This is a genomic window from Mesorhizobium sp. J428, assembly GCF_024699925.1.
Lineage (GTDB): Bacteria > Pseudomonadota > Alphaproteobacteria > Rhizobiales > Rhizobiaceae > Mesorhizobium_A.
Map to the genome: position 1 here is coordinate 21,171 of NZ_JAJOMX010000001.1, position 19,156 is coordinate 40,326.

General features: G+C 65.2%; 18 protein-coding genes. 9 read left to right on the forward strand and 9 right to left on the reverse strand.

The annotated features are described in order from the left end of the window. The first annotated feature begins 85 nt into the window (after positions 1–85). The 3 genes from LRS09_RS00115 to LRS09_RS00125 all read left to right on the forward strand — a co-directional run bounded on the left by LRS09_RS00115 (position 86) and on the right by LRS09_RS00125 (position 1,790). A complete protein-coding gene (locus LRS09_RS00115) occupies positions 86–913 on the forward strand; it encodes an AraC family transcriptional regulator (RefSeq protein WP_257803513.1) in 828 nt (275 codons plus the stop codon). A gap of 74 nt (positions 914–987) precedes the next feature. Continuing rightward, the gene (locus LRS09_RS00120; protein ID WP_257803514.1) at positions 988–1,404 is read left to right on the forward strand and encodes a VOC family protein; all 417 of its coding nucleotides are present in this window, start codon (positions 988–990) and stop codon (positions 1,402–1,404) included. Then, positions 1,401–1,790: a cupin domain-containing protein gene (locus LRS09_RS00125; protein ID WP_257803516.1), complete on the forward strand. Its 390-nt coding sequence runs from the start codon at positions 1,401–1,403 to the stop codon at positions 1,788–1,790. The genes LRS09_RS00120 and LRS09_RS00125 overlap by 4 nt, the downstream gene beginning before the upstream one ends. A gap of 4 nt (positions 1,791–1,794) precedes the next feature. Here LRS09_RS00125 and LRS09_RS00130 read toward each other — a convergent pair whose 3' ends face one another. Both LRS09_RS00130 and LRS09_RS00135 read right to left on the reverse strand, forming a co-directional pair. Beyond that, positions 1,795–3,261 (reverse strand): cobyric acid synthase, encoded by a 1,467-nt coding sequence (locus LRS09_RS00130; RefSeq protein ID WP_257803517.1) that lies wholly within the window; start codon positions 3,259–3,261, stop codon positions 1,795–1,797. Continuing rightward, positions 3,261–3,863, reverse strand: a complete 603-nt coding sequence (locus tag LRS09_RS00135; RefSeq protein WP_257803519.1) for a dimethylsulfoniopropionate lyase — start codon at positions 3,861–3,863, stop codon at positions 3,261–3,263. The genes LRS09_RS00130 and LRS09_RS00135 overlap by 1 nt, the downstream gene beginning before the upstream one ends. 129 nt (positions 3,864–3,992) lie before the next feature. Between LRS09_RS00135 and LRS09_RS00140 the strand changes: the two genes are divergently transcribed. Further along, positions 3,993–5,168 carry an acyl-CoA dehydrogenase family protein gene (locus LRS09_RS00140; protein ID WP_257803520.1) on the forward strand — a complete coding sequence of 392 codons (1,176 nt, stop codon included), beginning with the start codon at positions 3,993–3,995 and terminating at the stop codon, positions 5,166–5,168. Positions 5,169–5,315: 147 nt separating this feature from the next. After that, positions 5,316–6,194, forward strand: coding sequence for a 3-hydroxyisobutyrate dehydrogenase (mmsB, locus tag LRS09_RS00145; protein ID WP_257803521.1), 879 nt, complete (start codon positions 5,316–5,318; stop codon positions 6,192–6,194). A gap of 303 nt (positions 6,195–6,497) precedes the next feature. Here the strand turns inward: mmsB and LRS09_RS00150 are convergent, their stop codons facing one another. The 5 genes from LRS09_RS00150 to LRS09_RS00170 form a co-directional block, all read right to left on the reverse strand. After that, a complete protein-coding gene (locus LRS09_RS00150; protein WP_257803522.1) occupies positions 6,498–7,142 on the reverse strand; it encodes a cytochrome c oxidase assembly factor 1 family protein in 645 nt (214 codons plus the stop codon). A gap of 66 nt (positions 7,143–7,208) precedes the next feature. Next, a complete protein-coding gene (locus LRS09_RS00155) occupies positions 7,209–7,619 on the reverse strand; it encodes a carboxymuconolactone decarboxylase family protein (protein WP_257803524.1) in 411 nt (136 codons plus the stop codon). Further along, positions 7,619–8,998, reverse strand: coding sequence for an aspartate aminotransferase family protein (locus LRS09_RS00160; RefSeq protein WP_257803525.1), 1,380 nt, complete (start codon positions 8,996–8,998; stop codon positions 7,619–7,621). The genes LRS09_RS00155 and LRS09_RS00160 overlap by 1 nt, the downstream gene beginning before the upstream one ends. 193 nt (positions 8,999–9,191) lie before the next feature. Further along, positions 9,192–9,947 (reverse strand): DUF72 domain-containing protein, encoded by a 756-nt coding sequence (locus LRS09_RS00165; RefSeq protein ID WP_257803527.1) that lies wholly within the window; start codon positions 9,945–9,947, stop codon positions 9,192–9,194. A gap of 41 nt (positions 9,948–9,988) precedes the next feature. Further along, on the reverse strand, positions 9,989–11,176 hold the full coding sequence (locus LRS09_RS00170; protein ID WP_257803529.1) for an MFS transporter: 1,188 nt from the start codon (positions 11,174–11,176) through the stop codon (positions 9,989–9,991). 164 nt (positions 11,177–11,340) lie between these two features. On the opposite strand from LRS09_RS00170, the gene LRS09_RS00175 reads away from it, so the two are divergent. The 4 genes from LRS09_RS00175 to LRS09_RS00190 all read left to right on the forward strand — a co-directional run bounded on the left by LRS09_RS00175 (position 11,341) and on the right by LRS09_RS00190 (position 17,255). Beyond that, on the forward strand, positions 11,341–11,547 hold the full coding sequence (locus LRS09_RS00175) for a hypothetical protein (protein WP_257803530.1): 207 nt from the start codon (positions 11,341–11,343) through the stop codon (positions 11,545–11,547). A 152-nt stretch (positions 11,548–11,699) separates the two neighbouring features. Next, positions 11,700–13,268, forward strand: a complete 1,569-nt coding sequence (locus LRS09_RS00180; protein ID WP_257803531.1) for a trimethylamine methyltransferase family protein — start codon at positions 11,700–11,702, stop codon at positions 13,266–13,268. 30 nt (positions 13,269–13,298) lie between these two features. Then, on the forward strand, positions 13,299–15,866 hold the full coding sequence (locus LRS09_RS00185) for an FAD-dependent oxidoreductase (protein ID WP_257803532.1): 2,568 nt from the start codon (positions 13,299–13,301) through the stop codon (positions 15,864–15,866). A gap of 42 nt (positions 15,867–15,908) precedes the next feature. Then, entirely contained in the window at positions 15,909–17,255 is a 1,347-nt protein-coding gene (locus LRS09_RS00190; protein WP_257803533.1) for a Xaa-Pro peptidase family protein, read from the forward strand. Between the two features lie 2 nt (positions 17,256–17,257). On the opposite strand, the gene LRS09_RS00195 is transcribed toward LRS09_RS00190, so the two are convergent. Both LRS09_RS00195 and LRS09_RS00200 read right to left on the reverse strand, forming a co-directional pair. Further along, positions 17,258–18,073: a PhnD/SsuA/transferrin family substrate-binding protein gene (locus LRS09_RS00195; protein WP_257803534.1), complete on the reverse strand. Its 816-nt coding sequence runs from the start codon at positions 18,071–18,073 to the stop codon at positions 17,258–17,260. Between the two features lie 49 nt (positions 18,074–18,122). After that, a complete protein-coding gene (locus LRS09_RS00200) occupies positions 18,123–19,154 on the reverse strand; it encodes a fatty acid desaturase (RefSeq protein WP_257803535.1) in 1,032 nt (343 codons plus the stop codon). Positions 19,155–19,156 lie beyond the last annotated feature (2 nt).

Genomic DNA, 19,156 nt, shown 5'->3' on the forward strand with positions numbered 1-19,156 from the left:
CCCTTGATACATGACGCGCGCCCCGGCAGGCGGGGCGCGCAAATCGGGCCTGGATTCGCCGTTGAAATGCGTCGATGATCGCGCGATGGACATGCATGCCACCTCCGTGCCTGGTCCGCCCGTTCCACCCGACTGGTTCGAGATGCTACGGCGTCCCGCAGCCCTTGGCATCTCGTCCTGCGTCCACGAATTCGTTCACTACCGCGAGATGGTTCCGGGCCTGTTCAGGCAGGTCGAGACCGCGTCCCTGGTAGTTCCGCTGATCATCAGCTTCGGCACGCCGTTCGCGATCGGGCTCGGCCGCGACCCAAGCTCGGACGAGACATACGGCAGCTTCGCCGCAGGGCTCTTTCCCGGTCAGGTGGTGATCCAATCGACAGGCTTTTCGAACTGTATCCAGGTCAATTTCACTCCGCTCGGCGCCTGGCGCTTCTTCGGCCTGCCGATGAGCGAACTGGCTGCGCGGATGGTCACGCTCGACGATCTTGCCGGCGGAGACATACGCGAGTTGCGGCCGCGCCTTGCCGATCAGGCCGACCCCATGCGCAGGCTCGACCTCGTCGAGAGCTTCGTCACCAGCCGGCTGCTCCGCTCCACTGCGCACGACCCCGTTTCCGAGGCAGCCTACGAACTGCTGCTCCGTCGCAACGGCGACGTGCGCATATCGCGGCTCGCAGCGCGGCTCGACTTGTCGCGCAAGCATCTCGCCGAGCGCTTCCGTGCGGCGATAGGCGTGCCGCCGAAGACGGTCGCGCGCATCATGCGCTTCAACCGTGCCCAGCAACTGGCACGCGCCGGCGAGGACTGGGCCGATATCGCGGCCGCCTGCGGCTATGCCGACCAGGCACATCTCGCGCGCGAATTCCAGGAAATGTCCGGCTCGACCCCCACGGCATGGAAGGCAGCCGCCTGAGGGTTACAATTCTTCAAGACCGGTTGAACCCGCCTCGCTAGTCTCATGTTGGCGTACCCAAAAGGAGAACCGACATGACAATCGAAGCCCCTCGCCTCTTCCCAACCTTCCGCTACCGCGACGCAGCCCGGATGATCGACTGGCTGGTCGAGGCCTTCGGCTTTTCCGTCGATGCGAAATTCATGGACGGCGATCATGTCGGCCATGCGCAACTCTCCTTCGGCTCGTCCATGATCATGCTGGGCAGCGTTCGCGACGACGAATATGGCCGCATGGTCGGCGCTCCCGGCGACAATGGCGGCAAGTCGGTCTACATCGCCGTCGACGACTGCGACGCCGCCCACGAACGCGCCGAGGCCGCCGGCGCAAAGATCCTCGAGAAACCCACCGATCGCGATTACGGCAGCCGCGAATTCATCTGCGCCGATCCCGAAGGTGTCGTCTGGTCGTTCGGCACCTACTGGCCGAAGGCCGGCGGAGATGCCGCGTGACCGGCGGACTGATCGTGCTTGGCCCCACCGAAGGCCGCGCCTATGAGATGTCGGACATGCGCGCCGTCTTCAAGGCGGACGGCGAAGAGACGGGCGAGCGCTACAGCGTTTCCGAATGGTGGGTGAAGCCGCATGGCAAAGGCCCCGGACCGCATTTGCACGCTACGGAGGACGAGCTTTTCTACGTGATCGCCGGCACGATGTCGGTGATGGTCGCAGATGCATGGCGCGACCTCGCAGCCGGCTCGTTCATCCGCATCCCGGCGGGAACCATACACGATTTCGAGAACCGCACGACCGAGCCGGCCGCACTTCTCAACGTCTTCATGGGTGCCTTCGAGCACAAGATGCCGGCGATCGTGAAATGGTGCGAGGAGCACCGCTGAATTGCTACCTCGCGGTGGCGAGCAGGTCATCCACGTCGAGCGACCGCTCCAGATGGTCGGCGATGGCATCCAGCGCTTCCTCGACCTTGCGGCGATGATGGAACACCCCGCCCTCCACGCCCAGCTTGCCAAGAAACGCCCGGCGGAACTCGGTCGAGCCGAACAGGCCATGCAGATAGGTCCCCATGATGCGCCCGGTGTCGGATATGGCCCCGTCCGGCTTGCCGCCGATCTCGACCAGAGGCCGCGCGCAATCGGGCCCGCCGGTGCGACCCAGATGAATCTCGTAGCCGTGCACGGCGGCGTTGAACGCGATCGAGAACCCGCCCGCCTCGCCGACGGTCTTCTCCGGCTCGAGGACTGTCTCGATATCGAGCAGGCCGAGGCCTTCCGCGCGCTCCTCCCCGCCCTCGATGCGATGAGGGTCCGCGACGCGGCGACCCAGCATCTGGTAGCCGCCGCAGAGGCCGACGACGTGCCCGCCGCGGGCAACATGAGCAGCGAGGTCATTCGCCCAGCCCAGTGCACGGAAGCTCGCAAGATCGGCGATCGTCGCCTTCGAGCCGGGGATCACCACGAGCGATGCATCCGAAGGCAGGCGCGATCCCGGCGGCACGAAGACCACCTCGACCTCCGGCTCCGCCTTCAGCGGGTCGAGATCGTCGAAATTGGCGATGCGCGGCAGCATCGGCACCGCCACCTTCAGCGCCTTCTCGCCGGCGCGGGCCAGGCGATCGAGCACGACGGAATCCTCCGACGGCAGCAATGCCGCTTCGCGCAGCCACGGCACGACGCCAAAGGATCGCCAGCCGGTGAAGCGGGTGATCGCCGCCAATCCATCGTCGAAAAGCGACAGGTCGCCGCGAAACTTGTTGATCAGGAAGCCTGCGATCATGTGCCGATCCGCCTCTGGGAGGATCAGATGCGTGCCGGCGATCGCCGCGATCACCCCTCCCCGGTCGATGTCGCCGACGAGCACCACCGGAACGTCCGCCTTGGTGGCGAAGCCCATATTGGCGATGTCGCGGTCCCGCAGGTTGATCTCGGCCGGTGACCCGGCTCCTTCAACGACGATCAGGTCGGCGCCTGCCGAAAGCCGTGTCCAGCTCTCCATCACGGCGCCGAGCAGCCGGCCCTTGAGCTCCTGGTAATCCCGCGCGCCGGCCTCACCCGCGACCCTGCCATGCACCACCACCTGAGCGCCGATATCTGACTGCGGCTTCAGCAGCACCGGGTTCATGTCCACGGTCGGCCGGATGCCGCATGCCAGTGCCTGGAGCCACTGCGCCCGGCCGATCTCGCCGGAACCTCCGTCGGGATGCGCAGCAACCGCCGCATTGTTCGACATGTTCTGCGGCTTGAACGGCGCCACTCGAATGCCACGCCGCATCGCCGCGCGGCAGAGGCCCGCCACCAGCACCGTCTTGCCGACGTCCGAGCCCGTGCCTTGCAGCATGATGGCCTTCGCCATCAGTCAGCCCTGCCGGTGATGGTCGAGCGCGCGGCGAGCGGCCCGCCGCGCCACAGATAGAGCGCAAGCAGCGGATCATCGTTGGTCGTCATGGCGTGGTTTATGTTGGAGGGATGATGGATGATCTCGCCTGCCGTACGTGCCGCGAACTCGCCATCGTCCTTTCGCCACAGCGCACCACCGGTGAGGGGAATGTAGATCTCCTCCGCCTCGTGATGATGGTCCGGGTAGTGCAGGCCGGGCCCGAGCAGCAGGAAGCCGCAGGCCACCTTGTCGTCAGCGAAGTGGCCGCGCGTGCCCACCAGCTCCAGCCACCCGTAATTGTCGATGAAATCCTGGCCGAAGTCACTCGCCGCATAAGTCTGGCCCCAGTGGAGCCGCTGGCCCCTCTCCGCGAGCAGGCGCGCCAGTTCCTCGCCCGGACCTCCTTCCGCGCTCGCCGCGCAGGCGTCCAGGTATTGCAGGCACGGCAGGGATGCCGCGTTCAGTGCCCGCTCGGGCAGCTCCGGCGCCCAAGGCGCGATGAAGTCAGCGACCAGCGGCCCGCACTCAGCTAGGAAGGCGCGTGCCTCCGCCATAAGGTCCTGTGCGATTTTTCCCATTCCCATCCCCTCGGAACAGCAATCGATGCACACCGGTTGCACCGGATTGGGTGCGAGCGAGCCGGTTGCACGACCCTTTCATTGGTCTAGACTGTCGCGCCAACAAGACAAGATGCCAGGGAGGCGTAGATGGATGCGACGGTCGATCAGGCCGCGGGCCAGTTCGAGCTCAACGCAGACCAGCGTGCGATCCAGGAGATGGCGGCCGCCTTCGCCGGGGATCGCGTGGCCCCGAATGCGCTCGAGTGGGACAAAAAGCGCTATTTTCCCTCCGACGTGGTGCGCGAGACCGGAGCGCTTGGCCTCGGCGGCATCTATGTCCGCGACGATGTCGGCGGCTCTGGGCTCGGCCGCATGGACGCGGTGCTGATCTTCGAAGCACTGGCGCGCGCCTGCCCGGCCTTCTCCGCCTTCATCTCGATCCACAACATGGCTGCCTGGATGATCGACGTCTTCGGCGACGACGATCAGCGGCAACGGTTCCTGCCGAAAATCACCTCGATGGAGTGGCTGGCGAGCTATGCGCTGACGGAGCCCTCTGCAGGCTCCGACGCGGCAGCGCTGAAGACGCGCGCGGTGCGCGGTCCCGGAAACGGTGCGGACTACACGCTCAACGGGACCAAGCAGTTCATCTCGGGCGCCGGCGACAACGACGTCTACGTCGTGATGGCGCGCACCGGCGAGGACGGCCCCAAGGGCGTGTCGACCTTCGTGATCCCGAAGGATGCGCCGGGGCTCAAGTTCGGTGCTCTGGAATCCAAGATGGGCTGGCACATGCAGCCGACCCGGCAGGTGATCTTCGAGGACTGCAAGGTGCCGGCAGAGAACCGCCTCTCGGCAGAGGGGATGGGTTTCCGCATCGCCATGGCCGGCCTCGACGGCGGCCGGCTCAACATCGCCGCCTGTTCTCTCGGCGGCGCCCAGTCCGCGCTCGACAAGGCGCTGCAGTACGCTTCGGAGCGCCAGGCCTTCGGCCAGGCCATCGACCGTTTCCAGTCGATGCAGTTCAAGCTCGCCGACATGGAGACCGAGTTGCAGGCCTCGCGCATCTTCCTCTACGCGGCGGCCTCGAAGCTTGACGCCAAGGCGCATGACGCCGGCAAATGGTCGGCGATGGCTAAGCGCTTCGTTACCGACACCGGCTTTAAGATCGCCAACGATGCGCTCCAGGTCTTCGGCGGCTACGGCTATCTGCACGACTACGGCGTCGAGAAGCTCGTCCGCGACCTGCGCGTCCACCAGATTCTCGAAGGCACCAACGAGATCATGCGCGTCATCGTCGCGAGGCATTTGATCGGGAGGTAGGGGAGTAAGGCAATAGGGCAGTGAGGCATTAGGGCAGTAGGGAAAGAGCGGTGGCAGCCCTGCCGCGTTCCCCTCCCTACCCACCAACCTACTGCCCTACTGCCCTATTGCCTTACTCCCTAGTTCCCTAATCTCCGGAGGAAACCAATGACCACCATCGCCTTCATCGGTCTCGGCAACATGGGAAATCCCATGGCCGCCAATCTCGTCAAGGCCGGCCACACCGTGTTCGGCTTCGACCTCGTGCCCGCCAATCTCGAGGCGGCGACGAAGAACGGCGTGACCGTGATGGCGAACGCGCCGGCCGCGGTGAAGGATGCCGACGTGGTGATCACCATGCTGCCAGCCGGCAAGCACGTCCTCTCCGTCTACGAGGACATCGCGCCGAAGGCCAAATCCGGCGCGCTGTTCATTGATTCCTCGACCATCGACGTCGATTCCGCCCGAAAGGCACATGCGATCGCCGGTAAGTACGGCCTTCTCTCGGTCGATGCGCCTGTCTCCGGGGGCACTGGTGGTGCCACGGCCGGCACGCTGACCTTCATGGCCGGCGGCTCGAAGGACGCCTTCGCCAAGGCAGAGCCGATCCTCAAGCCGATGGCGGGCAAGATCGTCCATTGCGGCGATGCGGGTGCCGGACAGGCGGCCAAGATCTGCAACAACATGATCCTCGGCATTTCCATGATCGGCGTCGGCGAGGCCTTCGTGCTCGCCGAAAAGCTCGGCTTGTCGCATCAGGCTCTTTACGACGTCGCCTCCACTTCGTCCGGCCAGTGCTGGTCGCTCACCACCTACTGTCCGGTCCCGGGCCCTGTTCCCACCTCGCCTGCCAATCGCGACTACAAGCCGGGCTTCGCGGCCGCGCTGATGCTTAAGGACCTGAAGCTTGCCCAGGAGGCCGCCTCCTCGTCCGGCGCAGTCACGCCTTTGGGCGCGGAAGCCGCCCAGCTCTACGCCCTCTACGCGGCACAGGGCGGCGGCGACACGGATTTCTCGGGAATTATCCGCTTCCTGCGCGGCGAGTGAGCGAACCTTTCTATGTCATTAACGTAAGTATACGGAAATTAACGAAGATTTTCGCCACAGGACGCGAGAAAAATGCGCGATTCATCCTTTGCTAAGCACCTGATAACCGGGCGGTAACGATATCCCGTTAGAACTTGATCCCGAGGCGGACATCAAAGACCCGCCCGGCTCCGGATCAGGTCTCGCGTACCGGAGCCCGAAAGTTTCAGGCGTAGCGTTTCCTGCGTTCCTAGGCTTGAGTCGCGCCCTTCCGGAAGACCGGAGGCGCGGCTTTTGCATTTTGGGGCGCAGCAATGTCCTGCTTCAAAGGTCGATCGGCGCGTTTGGAATCTGGATGTTCTTCGTGTTGCGCAGCACGATCGGAACGTCCCCGCCCTCCGCCCGAACGATCAAGAGCAGCAGCTCCCATGTTCCTCCTGCCCGATCTGCCTGCACATAGGCGTTGCCGGCAGCCTTCGAGCCCGTGAGCGGAATAGACAGTTCTGCCCTGCCCGTTCCGCCCGCGGAGACCGAGATGTTTCCCCACACCCAGAACCCGGCCGTGATGTCGTCGCCGAGCGCCTGCCGGACCCGTTCGTCCGAGCGGATAAGCTCCATGCTCATCTGATAGGCTTCGCTGCGCTTCATCATCGGAACGATGCTGGCGAACAGCCCGGCGATACCGCCGATCACGATGATCCAGATCGCCAGCCCGGCAATCGCCCACCTGCGCTGCGTCTTGCGGAAATGCTCTGCATCCCGCCAATAGCGATTGCGCCAGGCCCAGCGGCTGCCGCGGAGGCCGAGCACGATCATCATGATGAAGTTGATGCCCGGGATCAGCGCCAGCAGCGCGATCAGCGTGCTGTTGCCGATGCCCCAGATCCAGTTGAGAAAGAATGCACCCCAGTTCCAGCGATCGAGCTCGCGCGGAATCTCGGCCGGATCGTTCAAGGGTTGGCTTGCCATTCTCGCTCCAAGCAGCGCTATCGACTGTTCCCGTAGACCGTGGTCGTTCCCGTCAGATCGACCGGTTCAGCCCTTGGGCAGGAATTGCGGGTCGACCGGCGGACGCAGCGCACTCGCCAGCCGGTTTGTCTCGTTGGCCTTGCCGGCCACCGCCAGCACCTCCATCAGCATCGCGTCGGTCATTCCCTTCGCCCGGGCCGAGGCCGTGTGCGAATAGGTGCAATACTCGCACCCGTTGGTCGCCGACACGGCGATGTAGATCAGTTCCTTGGTGAGAGGGTCGAGCGCGCCCGGCCCCATCACCACCTTCAGCGCCTCCCATGTGCGCTTCAGGTTCGCCGGATCGTGCGCCAGCACCTTCCAGAAATTGTTGACCCAGTCGGACTTCCGCGTCGCCATGATGTCATCGTAGACAGCGCGAACCTCGGGCGAGGCATCGGCATATTCGACCAGCGGCACGATAGGCGGGTTGCTCATTATGCCCTCCCCAGGTCGCGGGCGGCGAGATCGAGAGCCTTCTCGATCCGGTCGGCGGCAATGTCGATCGTCTCGCGGGTCCAGATCAGCGGCGGCGACAGGATCATCGTGTCGTCGGTCGCCCGCATCATCAGCCCTTGCGCGATCGCATGGTCGCGCACCCTCACTGCCGCGCTGCCGGAGGGCTGGAAGCGCTCGCGCGTTTCTTTGTCGGCCACGATCTCGATCGCGCCCAGCAGCCCGAACGTGCGCACCTGGCCGACGATCGGATGCCCTGAAAGCCGCTCCATCAGCGTCTTGCGGAAATAGGGGCCGGTGTCGCTGCGAACCCGGTCGACAAGGCCTTCCCGCTCGATGATCTCGAGGTTCTTCAGCGCCACCGCGCAGGCCACGGGATGTCCCGAATAGGTGTAGCCGTGGAAGAACTCGCTGCCCTTGTCGATCAGCGTCCTCGCGACGCGGTCGCCGATGAACAGCGCCGAGAGCGGCTGGTAGCCCGAGGTCAACGCCTTCGCGGTGGTGATCGTATCCGCCTCGATGCCCATCGCCTGCGCGGCAAACCACTCACCGGTGCGGCCATAGCCTGTGATGACCTCGTCGAGCATCAAGAGCACGTCGTACTTGCGGCAGATGCGCTGGATTTCGGGCCAGTAGCTCTCCGGCGGGATCTTGACGCCTCCCGCCCCCATAATCGGCTCGCCGATGAAGGCCGCGACGTTGTCGGCGCCAGCCTCCAGGATCGCCTCCTCGACCGCACGCGCGGCGCGGATGCCGAAATCGTGTTCGCTCTCACCCGGCTCTGCCAGTTCGAACGAATAAGGCGGCATCACGTGCACGATGTTCGGTACCGCGCCGCCGAGCTGCTCGTGCATATGGCTCATGCCGCCGAGCGAGGCGCCGGCGACGGTCGAGCCGTGATAGGCCATCTTGCGGGAGATGATGCGGTTCTTCTGCGGCTTGCCCTCCAGCGCCCAGTAGCGGCGCACAACGCGCAGGGCCGTGTCGTTGGCCTCCGAGCCGGAAGATCCGTAGAAAACCTGGTTCATGTTCGCCGGCGCGATCTCCGCCAGCTTCTTGGACAGCAGCACCGGCGTCGGCGTCGAGCATTTGAAGAAGGAGTTGTAGTAGGGTAGTTCCTTCATCTGCTCATAGGCCGCCTCGGCAAGCTCGGTGCGCCCGTAGCCGGCGTTCACGCACCACAGCCCCGCCATGCCGTCGAGGATCTCGTTGCCCTCGGAATCGTATATATAGGGCCCGTCCGCGCGCACGACCATGCGGGACCCCGCCGCGCGCAACTCCTTGTGGTCGGTGAACGGGTGGAGATGATGCCCCGCATCGATCTCCTGCAACTGCTTCAGGGAAAAGTTCTGGTAGCTCATGGTCTTGCCTCTTTGCTGAATCGATCCGGCACGGCCGGGGATGATTCACGGCAAAGGGGGCGAATAGCCGATACGGGCGCAGAGTCTGAGCAGTTCGACATGTCGCGTGCGCCGTGACGGCGTGCATGCGACGCGCAACTGCGCTTTGTATCTGCCCTTCATGATGGAAGAATAGCGGCCGCCGCGGGGTCGCTCAAGGGTCGAGCATCTCGATCAGGCTTGCCGCATTCCTTGGTGCCGCGCTCTTAACGTCGTTGTCGAAGAAGCACCAGATATCGCGGCCTTCGCTGCGCCAGTGCCGCATGCGGGCAGCCCAGGCGGAAAGGGCCTTCTTCGAATAGCTGCCGTGATAACGTCCGGACGGTCCATGATTGCGCACATAGATCCAGTCGGCGGTGACGGCCGTCGGCGCCGGCGCATCGGCATGGTCGGACAGGCAGAGCGCGGCGTTATGGTCGCGCAGCACTCCGAGGACCGGCTCTTCATACCAGCTCGGATGCCGAAACTCGAAACACCATCGCCGCGACGGGGAAAGCCGCGATATGAAGCTCGCCAGCCGCTCCCGGTCCGCCTTCATGCGCGGCGGCAACTGGAAGAGCACGGGCCCGAGCTTGTCACCAAGAAGGTCCAGCCGGGCATCGAGCAGGCCGAACGAATTTTCATCGACCAGGAGCCTGCGCCAATGGGTGATGAAGCGGGAGGCTTTCCATGCTAAACGGAAATCCACAGGCGTGTCGTCCCGCCATGCCTTCACCGCTTTTTCCGTCGGCGTCCGGTAGAATGGCGCATTGAGCTCCACGGCGTCGAACTGCGTGGCGTAGTGCGTAAGGGCATCCTTCTTCTTCAGGTCCGGCGGATAGAAAGGCCCCCACCAATCGGCATAGTGCCACCCGGACGTGCCGATGCGCGTCTCGGCATTTCGTCTGTTTCGGGTCGGTCGTTTCGCCAATCCGCATCCTCGCGAGCAGAACCCGCGAGACGGCGGAAGGTTCAGGCCCGCTCGGCGCGCGTCGCAGCCCGGTAGAGCGCGAACGCGATCAGGACGGCACTCAGCCCCGCGCTGACGGCGGGCAGGCCGATCGGACCGAAAACCTGCATCGCCGCGCCCGAGCCCGGCGGGCCGATAATGCCGCCCACGCCCCACATCAGGGCGAAGGCCGAATTACCCGCCACCAAAGCCTGGCCGCGGAAGCGGTTGCCGAGCTCGACAAGCGACATCGTGTAAACGCCATAGCCGACGCCGCCCATCACCAGCAGGACGGGCCAGACGAACGGCCCGGAGATCAGGAACGGCAGCGAGAGCACGCAGACGGCATTGAGCGCGGCGCAGCAGATCATCATCGCCCTCGCGCCGAATCGCTCCGCCAGCAAACCGAGCGGCACCTGCAGCAAGATGTTGCCCAGCGAAAGCAGCGTGATCAGCGCGGCAAGCCGCGCCTCGACCAGCCCGTAGCCGGCGCCGAACACAGGCATCAGCGAATAGGCGCTCTGCTGCGTGGCGGCGGAAACCGTGACGGCGAGCAGCAGCGCCGGCGCGAGCAGCCAGAAGCCGAACACGCCGGTGGCCGGCTTTCCGTCCGGGTCCGGCTCGAAGCCGCGCAGTCCCTTCGTGGTCAGGAACAGCAGCAGGGCGCAGCCGGAGAAGCCGAGGATCGCCACCAGGAGCGGCGGCCACCCCTCCGTGCCGACCGCAGTCAGCGTCAGCGGACCCGCCGCATAGCCGACGCCGGTCACGGCGTTGAACACGCCCATGATGCGCCCGCGCTTCTCGTCGGGCGCCAGCGCCATCATCCAGACCTCGCCGAGGATGTAGAGCGGATTGATCGCCAGCCCGATCAGGAAGCGCAGCGGATACCACGCGATCCAGTTTTGCATCAGTCCAACCAGGAAGAAGAGCAGCGCTCCGGCGAGCGCCGCCGTGACGGCGAGCCGCCGCCCGCCCAGTATCCGCACCAGCTGCGGCACGAACAGCGCCGAGACGATCAGGCCGAGCGGCGTCATTGCGGCGGACAGGCCGATCTCCGCGGGCGTCATGCCCTGCCGCTGCATGAGGAAGGTGAAGAGCGGATAGGACAGGCCCTGCGCCAGCGCAAACGCGGTCACTGCCGCCGTCAGGCCGGAAAGCACCCCGAGCGGCATACGGCTGTCACGGGAATCGGATTGGGCTCGCTCTTGCATCGCCTCCCCTAGCACCCTGCACCGCGATCCGGAATCGCAGGCAATGGGCACACTTGTCGAAACCTGATGTTTCAAAGCCCGCCCTACGGCGGCACAGGCACGAAACATTGCCGGGGGATCGTGAACGCGGGTCAGGACGGGCCCCAAACCATCGAGAGGCAGCCATGCAATCGCGCTATCAGGTTCGCATACGCCATGCCGAACATCTTCACGCATTCGCCCTGCGCCTGAACGCGACGTGCGGCGCGTCTCCGGTCCGGTTCGCAGACCGGCATGAAGTCGATCCGAGGCCCGCAGTGGCCAACGCCCGTCTGGCCGTCGCGCGGGACCGCCAGGCGATGCCGGCGGCGGGCACGGGCGAGTGGCTCTGACAGGCTAAAAGCCTGACGGGGCGATATCGGGGGCCGCACGCGCATGATTGGCGCATGTCGTATCCTTCATGCTTGTGGTCGCCGCTCCGGCTGTCCTGATCGTCCGCGCCGTCCAATATGACCCCGAAATCGTCAGCCTGTCGGGGAATCGCATGTCCGAAGCTTCAGCCGATGCCGCTCCGGCAGTCCGCGCCCGCAGCGGGGGCCGCGCCGGCAAGCGCGCCGGGTCCTCGTCCGCTTTCGAGCAGCCGCCGTTCCGCCGCCTGAAGCGTCCTTTCCCGCCTACGCCGATTGTCTCCGAGGACCAGCTCGAGGCGATCCATCTCGCTTCGCTGCGGGTGCTGTCCGAGATCGGTCTCGACGTGCTGCACGACGACGCGCGCAGGATCATGAAAGAAGCCGGCGCCGATGTGCGCGAGGGCTCGGAACGCGTCCGCTTCGATCCTGCCATGATCCTGGAAACGATCGCGACTGCGCCTCCCGAATTCCGCGTGCACGCGCGCAATGCCGACCATTCGATCGATTTCGGTGGCGATAACCTCGTCTTCGCCCAGGTTGCTTCCGCGCCGAACTGCTCCGATCTCGATCGTGGCCGTCGCCCCGGCAACCAGCAGGATTTCCGCAATCTGGTGAAGCTGGCGCAGATGCATAATGTCATCTCGGCAACGGGCGGCTATCCGGTCGAGCCGATCGATATCCATCCGTCGATCCGCCACCTCGAATGCATTCGCGATCTGGCGACGCTGACCGATAAGGTGTTCCACATCTATTCGCTCGGCCGCGAGCGCAATCTCGACGGCATCGAAATCGCCCGCATCGCCAACGGGCTGACGGCGGACCAGCTTCTCGACAACCCGGTCTGCTACACGATCATCAACACCAACTCGCCGTTGAAGCTCGACATCCCGATGATGGAGGGCATCATCCAGATGTCATCACATGGGCAGTTGGTGATCGTCACGCCCTTCACGCTCGCTGGCGCCATGGCCCCGGTGACGGTGGCGGGCGCGGTGGTGCAGCAGAACGCCGAGGCGCTCGCCGGTATCGCCTTCACGCAGATGGTGCGTAAGGGCGCGCCGGTCGGCTACGGCGGATTTACCTCGAACGTCGACATGAAATCGGGCGCACCGGCCTTCGGCACGCCGGAATACATGAAGGCACAGCTTCTCGGCGGCCAGTTGGCGCGCCGATACAACATCCCCTATCGCACCTCGAACACCTGCGCCGCCAATGCAGTCGATGCGCAGGCGGCCTATGAAAGCGTCTTCTCCCTCTGGGGTGCCGTGCAGGGCGGCGGCAACTTTGTCCTTCATTCAGCCGGCTGGCTCGAAGGCGGGCTGCGTGCTTCCTACGAGAAGACAATCCTCGACATCGACTTGCTCCAGATGGTGACCGAGTTTCTGTCGCCGCTTGACCTCTCCGAGGATGCGCTTGCCATCGAAGCGATCCGCGACGTTGGTCCGGGCGGCCACTTCTTCGGCACCCAGCACACGCAGAACCGCTACAAGACCGCCTTCTATTCGCCGATCCTGTCCGACTGGCGCAACTTCGAGACCTGGGCTGAGGCCGGCTCGCCAACCGCAGTGGAAAAGGCCAACCGGGTCTGGAAGGAACGGCTGGCCTCTTACGAAGCTCCGGCCCTGGACCCTGCCCGCCGCGAGGAACTCGACGCCTTCGTCGACAGACGCATCGCCGAAGGCGGCGCGCCGACGGATTTCTGATTCACCATTTCATCCAACGGATCCATCTCCATGAAATCCCACTATAAAGCGGTTGTCATCGGCGGCGGCGTCGTCGGCTGTTCGGTGCTCTACCACCTCGCCCGCGCGGGCTGGACCGACATCGTCCTCATCGAGCGCTCCGAGTTGACGTCCGGCTCGTCCTGGCATGCCGCCGGCGGCTTCCACACGCTCAACGGCGATCCCAACGTCGCCAAGCTGCAGGCCTATACGGTGCAGCTCTACAAGGAGCTGGAGGAGATATCCGGCCAATCCTGCTCACTGCACCTGACCGGCGGTGTCATGCTGGCCGACAGTCCTGAGCGGATGGATTTCCTGCGGCTGGCGCATGCCAAGGGCCGCTACCTCGGCATGGATACGGAACTCATCACGCCTTCGGAGGCGAAGGCGATGTTCCCGTTCATGGACGAAAGCCATTTCGTCGGCGCCATGTGGGATCCAGTCGAAGGCCATCTCGACCCGTCGGGCACGACGATCGCCTACTCCAAGGCGGCCAAGAAACTCGGCGCTGAGATCGTGCTGCGCAACCCGGTCAAGGAACTGACCCAGCAGCCCGACGGCACCTGGAACGTCATCACCGAACAGGGTGTCGTACACGCCGAGCACGTCGTCAACTGCGGCGGCCTGTGGGCACGCGAGATCGGCCGCATGGTCGGCCTGGAACTGCCGGTGCTTGCCATGGAGCACATGTATCTGCTCACCGAGCCGATGCCGGAGGTCGAGGCCTTCAACAAAGAGACCGGGCGCGAGATGGTCGGCGTGCTCGACTTCAAGGGCGAGATCTACACCCGCCAGGAGCGCAATGGCATCCTACTTGGCACCTACGAGAAGGCTTGCAAGCCCTGGTCTCCGGTCAACACGCCGTGGGACTTCGGTCACGAACTGCTCGCGCCCGACCTCGACCGCATCGCGCCGTCGCTGGAGATCGGCTTCAGGCACTTCCCCGGCATCGCGAACGCCGGCATCAAGCAGGTGATCAACGGCCCCTTCACGTTCGCGCCGGACGGCAATCCGCTGGTCGGCCCGGTCCAGGGCCTGACCAATTTCTGGGTCGCGTGCGGCGTCATGGCCGGCTTCAGCCAGGGCGGCGGCGTCGGGCTGGCGCTCTCCAACTGGATGGTAAACGGCGATCCGGGTTTCGACGTGTGGGGCATGGACGTAGCCCGCTGGGGCGAATGGGCCAGCCTGCGCTACACCAACGCCAAAGTGCGCGAGAACTATTCGCGCCGCTTCTCGATCCGCTTCCCGAATGAGGAACTGCCGGCCGCGCGGCCCGCGCAGACGACGCCGCTCTACGACACGATGGTCGCGCAGAACGCCGTCATGGGCGATTCCTGGGGTCTGGAGACACCGCTCTGGTTCGCACCGAAGGGCTCGGAGCCCAAGGACGTCGTCTCCTTCCACCGTTCCAACGATTTCGAGCATATTGGCAATGAGGTGAGGAAGACACGCGAAAGCGTCGGCGTCACCGAGATTGCCAACTTCGCCAAATACGAAGTCAGCGGGGTGGGTTCGGAGGATTTCCTGAATCGCCTCATGACCAACCGCATGCCGAAGACCGGCCGCATCGTGCTCACCCCGATGCTGAACGAGTTCGGCAAGCTGATCGGCGACTTCACCATCGCCAAGACCGGCGAGGACAGGTTCATGATCTGGGGCTCGTCGGCCGCGCAGAAATATCACATGCGTTGGTTCGAGAAGCATCAGCCGAAAGACGTGCGCATCCACCGCTTCGACCAGACGCTGGTCGGCCTCTCCATCGCCGGGCCGAACAGCCAGAAGCTGCTGCAGAAGCTGGTCGACGTCGACGTATCGTCCAAGGCTTTCCGCTTCATGGACTTCCGCGAGATGGCCGTCGGCGGTGCGCCCTGCATGGTCAACCGCATCACCTATACCGGTGACCTCGGCTACGAGATATGGATGGCGCCCGCCTACCAGCGGCTGGTCTATGCCGAGATCAAGAAGGCCGGCGCAGAGTTCGGCATCGTCGATTTCGGCATGCGCGCGCTGCTGTCGATGCGCCTCGAGAAGAATTTCCCGACCTGGTTCCGCGAACTGCGCCCCATCTACGGCCCCTTCGAGGGCGGCATGGAGCGCTTCATCAAGATGGAGAAGAATGACTTCGTCGGCCGCGAAGCCGCAGCGAAGGAACTTGCCGACGGCCCGAAGCTGCGCCGCGTCTCGCTGGTCGTCGATGCGGTCGATGCCGACGTGATGGGCGACGAGCCGATCTGGGCGAAGGTCAACGGCAAGGATTACGGCACGGTCGGCAAGACGCACGACTTCGGCGCGCCGCGCTTCGGCGCGGATGGCAAAGAAGTCCGCACCTCCGAGGCCTCGCACGGCGCATCCTCGATCCGCGGCCTGCACGACGGCGACTGGTCCGTCGTCGGCTGGGTGACCTCGGGCGGCTATGCGCACTACGTGCAGAAGTCGATGGCGCAGGGCTACGTGCCCGCTGAACTCGCCGACGACGAGAGCGACGGCCTGTTCGAGATCGAGATCCTCGGCCACCGCCGTAAGGCGCGCATCACCATCGAGCCGCCCTTCGATCCGAGCGGCGAGAAGATGAGGGGTTGAGCGGAGCACGCCGTTGATCAGCCATCCCCTCGGGCTCGGTCGATGACGAACCCTGCCAATTTCTCTCGCCACCGTAAGATCGCGCCGTTTCTCCCCGGCGACGAGGCGGCGCTGCGCAATGCCTCGCGGGAAAAAGCCGCGGCGTTGAACCAACACGTCCTCGGCTACGGCGCCCAGGCTGAAGCCGAGTGGGCCGCGGCAGGCATTGCCACCCCCGACCTTCCTGAAATGCGGCGCTACCGCCTCGACCGCATCCGCACCGAGCTGAAACGCCGGGACTATGCCGGCGCCCTGCTCTACGACCCGCTCAATATCCGCTACGCGACCGACTCCACCAACATGCAGCTCTGGGTCGCTCACAATCCGACGCGGCATTGCTTCGTCGCGACGGAAGGACCGGTCGTCCTCTTCGACTATTTTTCCTGCGAGCACCTGTCCGATCACTCCGGCGTCGTCGACGAAGTGCGCCCCGCCGTCTCGTGGACGTATCTCTATGGCGGCGAGCTGACCGAGATGAAGGTGCGCCGCTGGGCGGCCGGCATCGCGGAACTGATACGCGAGCATGGCGGTGGCAACACCCGTATCGCCGTCGATCACCTCAACCCGGAGGGCGTGACCGAACTCGCCCGCCTCGGTATCTCTGTCGGCAACGGCGAGGCCGTGATGGAGAACGCCCGTCTGATCAAGTCGCCCGACGAGATCCTGGCCATGCGCCGCGCCATCGTCGCGTGCGAGGCAGCGATGGGCGAGATGCAGGCCGCGTTGAAGCCTGGCATCTCCGAGAACGAGCTGTGGGCGGAACTCCATCGCGCCAACATCGCGCGCGGCGGCGAGTGGATCGAGACGCGGCTCCTGTCGTCAGGCCCACGCACAAACCCCTGGTTTCAGGAATGCTCGTCGCGGATCATCGAGGCGGGCGATCTCGTTGCCTTCGACACTGATCTCATCGGCCCCTACGGCTTCTGCGCCGACCTGTCGCGCACTTGGCTCTGCGGCGACGGCCAGCCGGCGAGCGAGCAGCGCGACCTCTTCCGCATCGCCGCCAACCAGATCACGCACAACACGGCACTCATGCGGCCGGGCGTCGGCTTCCGCGACCTCGTCGAGCGCTCGATGATCCCACCGCCCGACTGCTTCCCCACCCGCTACGGCGTCCTCTACCACGGTGTCGGCCTTGCCGACGAATACCCGACCCTGCCGCACGCCGCCGACTGGACCGACGACACACCGGATGGCGTGCTGCTACCCGGTATGGTGCTCTGCATCGAAAGCTATATCGGCCGGCTCGGCGGGCACGAGGGCGTCAAGATCGAGGAGCAAATCCTGATCACCGCCTCCGGCAACGAGCAGCTTTCCACGTATCCTTTGGATGAACGCCTCCTGGCGTGATCTCAGCCGCCGACTGCCTTACGCAAGACGCCATGCAGGGAAGAAAGGCCCAACGCCGAGATGAACGGCAGCCCCAGCCTTCGCTTCGTCCAGCCCGCGACCCGCAGCGCCATCGCCGCCGGGTCGTGAAGCCTCGCCAGGCTCCAGCTCCGACAGTCGACCGCCGCCACGTCGGCACGGCCTTCCGCCACCGCGCGGATGGAGAGCCGGTGGCTGCCGGTCTCAAGCAGGCCTGAGAAGATCGAGAGCCCCGCCCCCGCGGATTCGAGATCCGCCTTCAGCGCCAGCCGTCCCGACCTGGAATGCGGCTCGTTGAAGGCGAGCCGCACACGCTGGAGGAGATCGAGCGGCAGAGAGGCCTCACCGTCCGCGGGCGCCTCGGCATCGCCCTCCGGCTTGCCGGAATGGGACATGTTCCTGCGGCGCATCACGATCGCGCTTGAATAGAGCTCGCCCTTCCCTCCCGGAACACCGGAATAGTCCGGCTGACCGACGACCGCCACCTGCGCCGCGAGTCCGGTCTCTTCCATCGGTCCCCAGCAGGTCTGGGCCAGAAGCAGCGCCGGATGCCGCCACAGCGTCGGCAGGTCCAGCCCGTCGGGCGGCAATGTCGCCGGATCGGGCGCGACGACATGGCCCGCCGCGTCGCGGATGCCTCCGGGCACCGGCGGCAGGTCGGCGTTACGGCGCACGAGGCTTTCAGGAGCGTCGACGCCGGCTGCATGCAGCCGGTCGCGGATCACGGCCCATTCGGCGTCGACCTCCCCACGTCTTTCGGGCCAGTCGTACATCGGAAGCGCGGCAATGAACGAAGTCATGCGGAAGAGATGCCTCGCTTGGGCAAGGCGCGCAAGCGTCCAGTAGCGTTCACTCCTTGGGCGGCTCGGCGGGCACAGGTGCAGTGCCCAGTCCGCCAACGTTGTGCTGGCGCACGCGCGGCCGGAACGCCCGACCGGGCTCCGGCTGTTGACGCAACACCGGATGGACGACCGGTTCCTTTGCGTGGAAGGCATAGCTTCTCAGGAGCGCGAGATAGTTCGGATAGACATAGCCGCCGTTCATCGCCGCCCACTCGTCGCGCTTCTCGCGGAACCGCGCCGGCAGCCTGTACCAGGCGACCGTCGGCAGCTTATGATGTACCAGATGCAGATTGTTGTTCAGGAAGAAGAACGACAGCGGCGAGCGCTCGACGATGATCGTGCGTCCGTCCGGCCGCTCCGACCACTGGTGCTCGGCATAGGTGCGCACCGCGATGATTGATTGTCCCGCCCAAACCGGAACCAGGACGTAGAGCCACAATGGCATGCCGAAGGCGAAGATCACGACCGGCAGCACAATGGCGAGCCCGGCCGCATGGTGCAACCAGGCCTGTCGCACGGCCTTGTCGCCGGAGGCGATCAGTCGTGCTTCCGACGTCAGAAAGCCGATCGTGGCTAGCGGCGGACCGACGACCAGCCGGCCGAGCATCGTGTTGTTAATGCTGAGCAGCCGCTGCAGCCAACTCGGCATCGCCTGGTGCTGCCATCGCGCCTTGTAATAGCTCTCCGGATCCTCGAACGGATCCGTCAGCCGTTCGTCGGCATGGTGCTGGAGATGCAAGGTCTTGTAGCGCCGGTAGGGATAGATCAGGCCAAGCGGCAGGCCAACGAGCACTTCGTTGACCCAGCCCGTCCGCGTCGGATGGCCGTGCAGCGCTTCGTGGATCAAGGAGGAATGCAGCGCCAGGCTCAGCGCGAGAACGACGAGCGCAGCAACCGGCCAGGATGGGTAGACCAGCCCCACCGCGAGCCAGACGCCGTAGCAGGCGGCGATCAGTGCCACCGTCGGCCATTCGACGCCCGGCCCGCGTCCCCTTCGCCCCGTGTCCCCACCCGCCATGCCGCCGTTCAAGCCCTTCATCG

Coding starts and splice junctions, on each gene's coding strand:
- LRS09_RS00115 (WP_257803513.1), top strand. CDS start 86: ATGGACATGCATGCCACCTCCGTGCCTGGTCCGCCCGTTCCACCCGAC.
- LRS09_RS00120 (WP_257803514.1), top strand. CDS start 988: ATGACAATCGAAGCCCCTCGCCTCTTCCCAACCTTCCGCTACCGCGAC.
- LRS09_RS00130 (WP_257803517.1), bottom strand. CDS start 3,261: ATGGCGAAGGCCATCATGCTGCAAGGCACGGGCTCGGACGTCGGCAAG.
- LRS09_RS00135 (WP_257803519.1), bottom strand. CDS start 3,863: ATGGGAAAAATCGCACAGGACCTTATGGCGGAGGCACGCGCCTTCCTA.
- LRS09_RS00140 (WP_257803520.1), top strand. CDS start 3,993: ATGGATGCGACGGTCGATCAGGCCGCGGGCCAGTTCGAGCTCAACGCA.
- mmsB (WP_257803521.1), top strand. CDS start 5,316: ATGACCACCATCGCCTTCATCGGTCTCGGCAACATGGGAAATCCCATG.
- LRS09_RS00150 (WP_257803522.1), bottom strand. CDS start 7,142: ATGGCAAGCCAACCCTTGAACGATCCGGCCGAGATTCCGCGCGAGCTC.
- LRS09_RS00155 (WP_257803524.1), bottom strand. CDS start 7,619: ATGAGCAACCCGCCTATCGTGCCGCTGGTCGAATATGCCGATGCCTCG.
- LRS09_RS00160 (WP_257803525.1), bottom strand. CDS start 8,998: ATGAGCTACCAGAACTTTTCCCTGAAGCAGTTGCAGGAGATCGATGCG.
- LRS09_RS00170 (WP_257803529.1), bottom strand. CDS start 11,176: ATGCAAGAGCGAGCCCAATCCGATTCCCGTGACAGCCGTATGCCGCTC.
- LRS09_RS00175 (WP_257803530.1), top strand. CDS start 11,341: ATGCAATCGCGCTATCAGGTTCGCATACGCCATGCCGAACATCTTCAC.
- LRS09_RS00180 (WP_257803531.1), top strand. CDS start 11,700: ATGTCCGAAGCTTCAGCCGATGCCGCTCCGGCAGTCCGCGCCCGCAGC.
- LRS09_RS00185 (WP_257803532.1), top strand. CDS start 13,299: ATGAAATCCCACTATAAAGCGGTTGTCATCGGCGGCGGCGTCGTCGGC.
- LRS09_RS00190 (WP_257803533.1), top strand. CDS start 15,909: ATGACGAACCCTGCCAATTTCTCTCGCCACCGTAAGATCGCGCCGTTT.
- LRS09_RS00195 (WP_257803534.1), bottom strand. CDS start 18,073: ATGACTTCGTTCATTGCCGCGCTTCCGATGTACGACTGGCCCGAAAGA.
- LRS09_RS00200 (WP_257803535.1), bottom strand. CDS start 19,154: ATGAAGGGCTTGAACGGCGGCATGGCGGGTGGGGACACGGGGCGAAGG.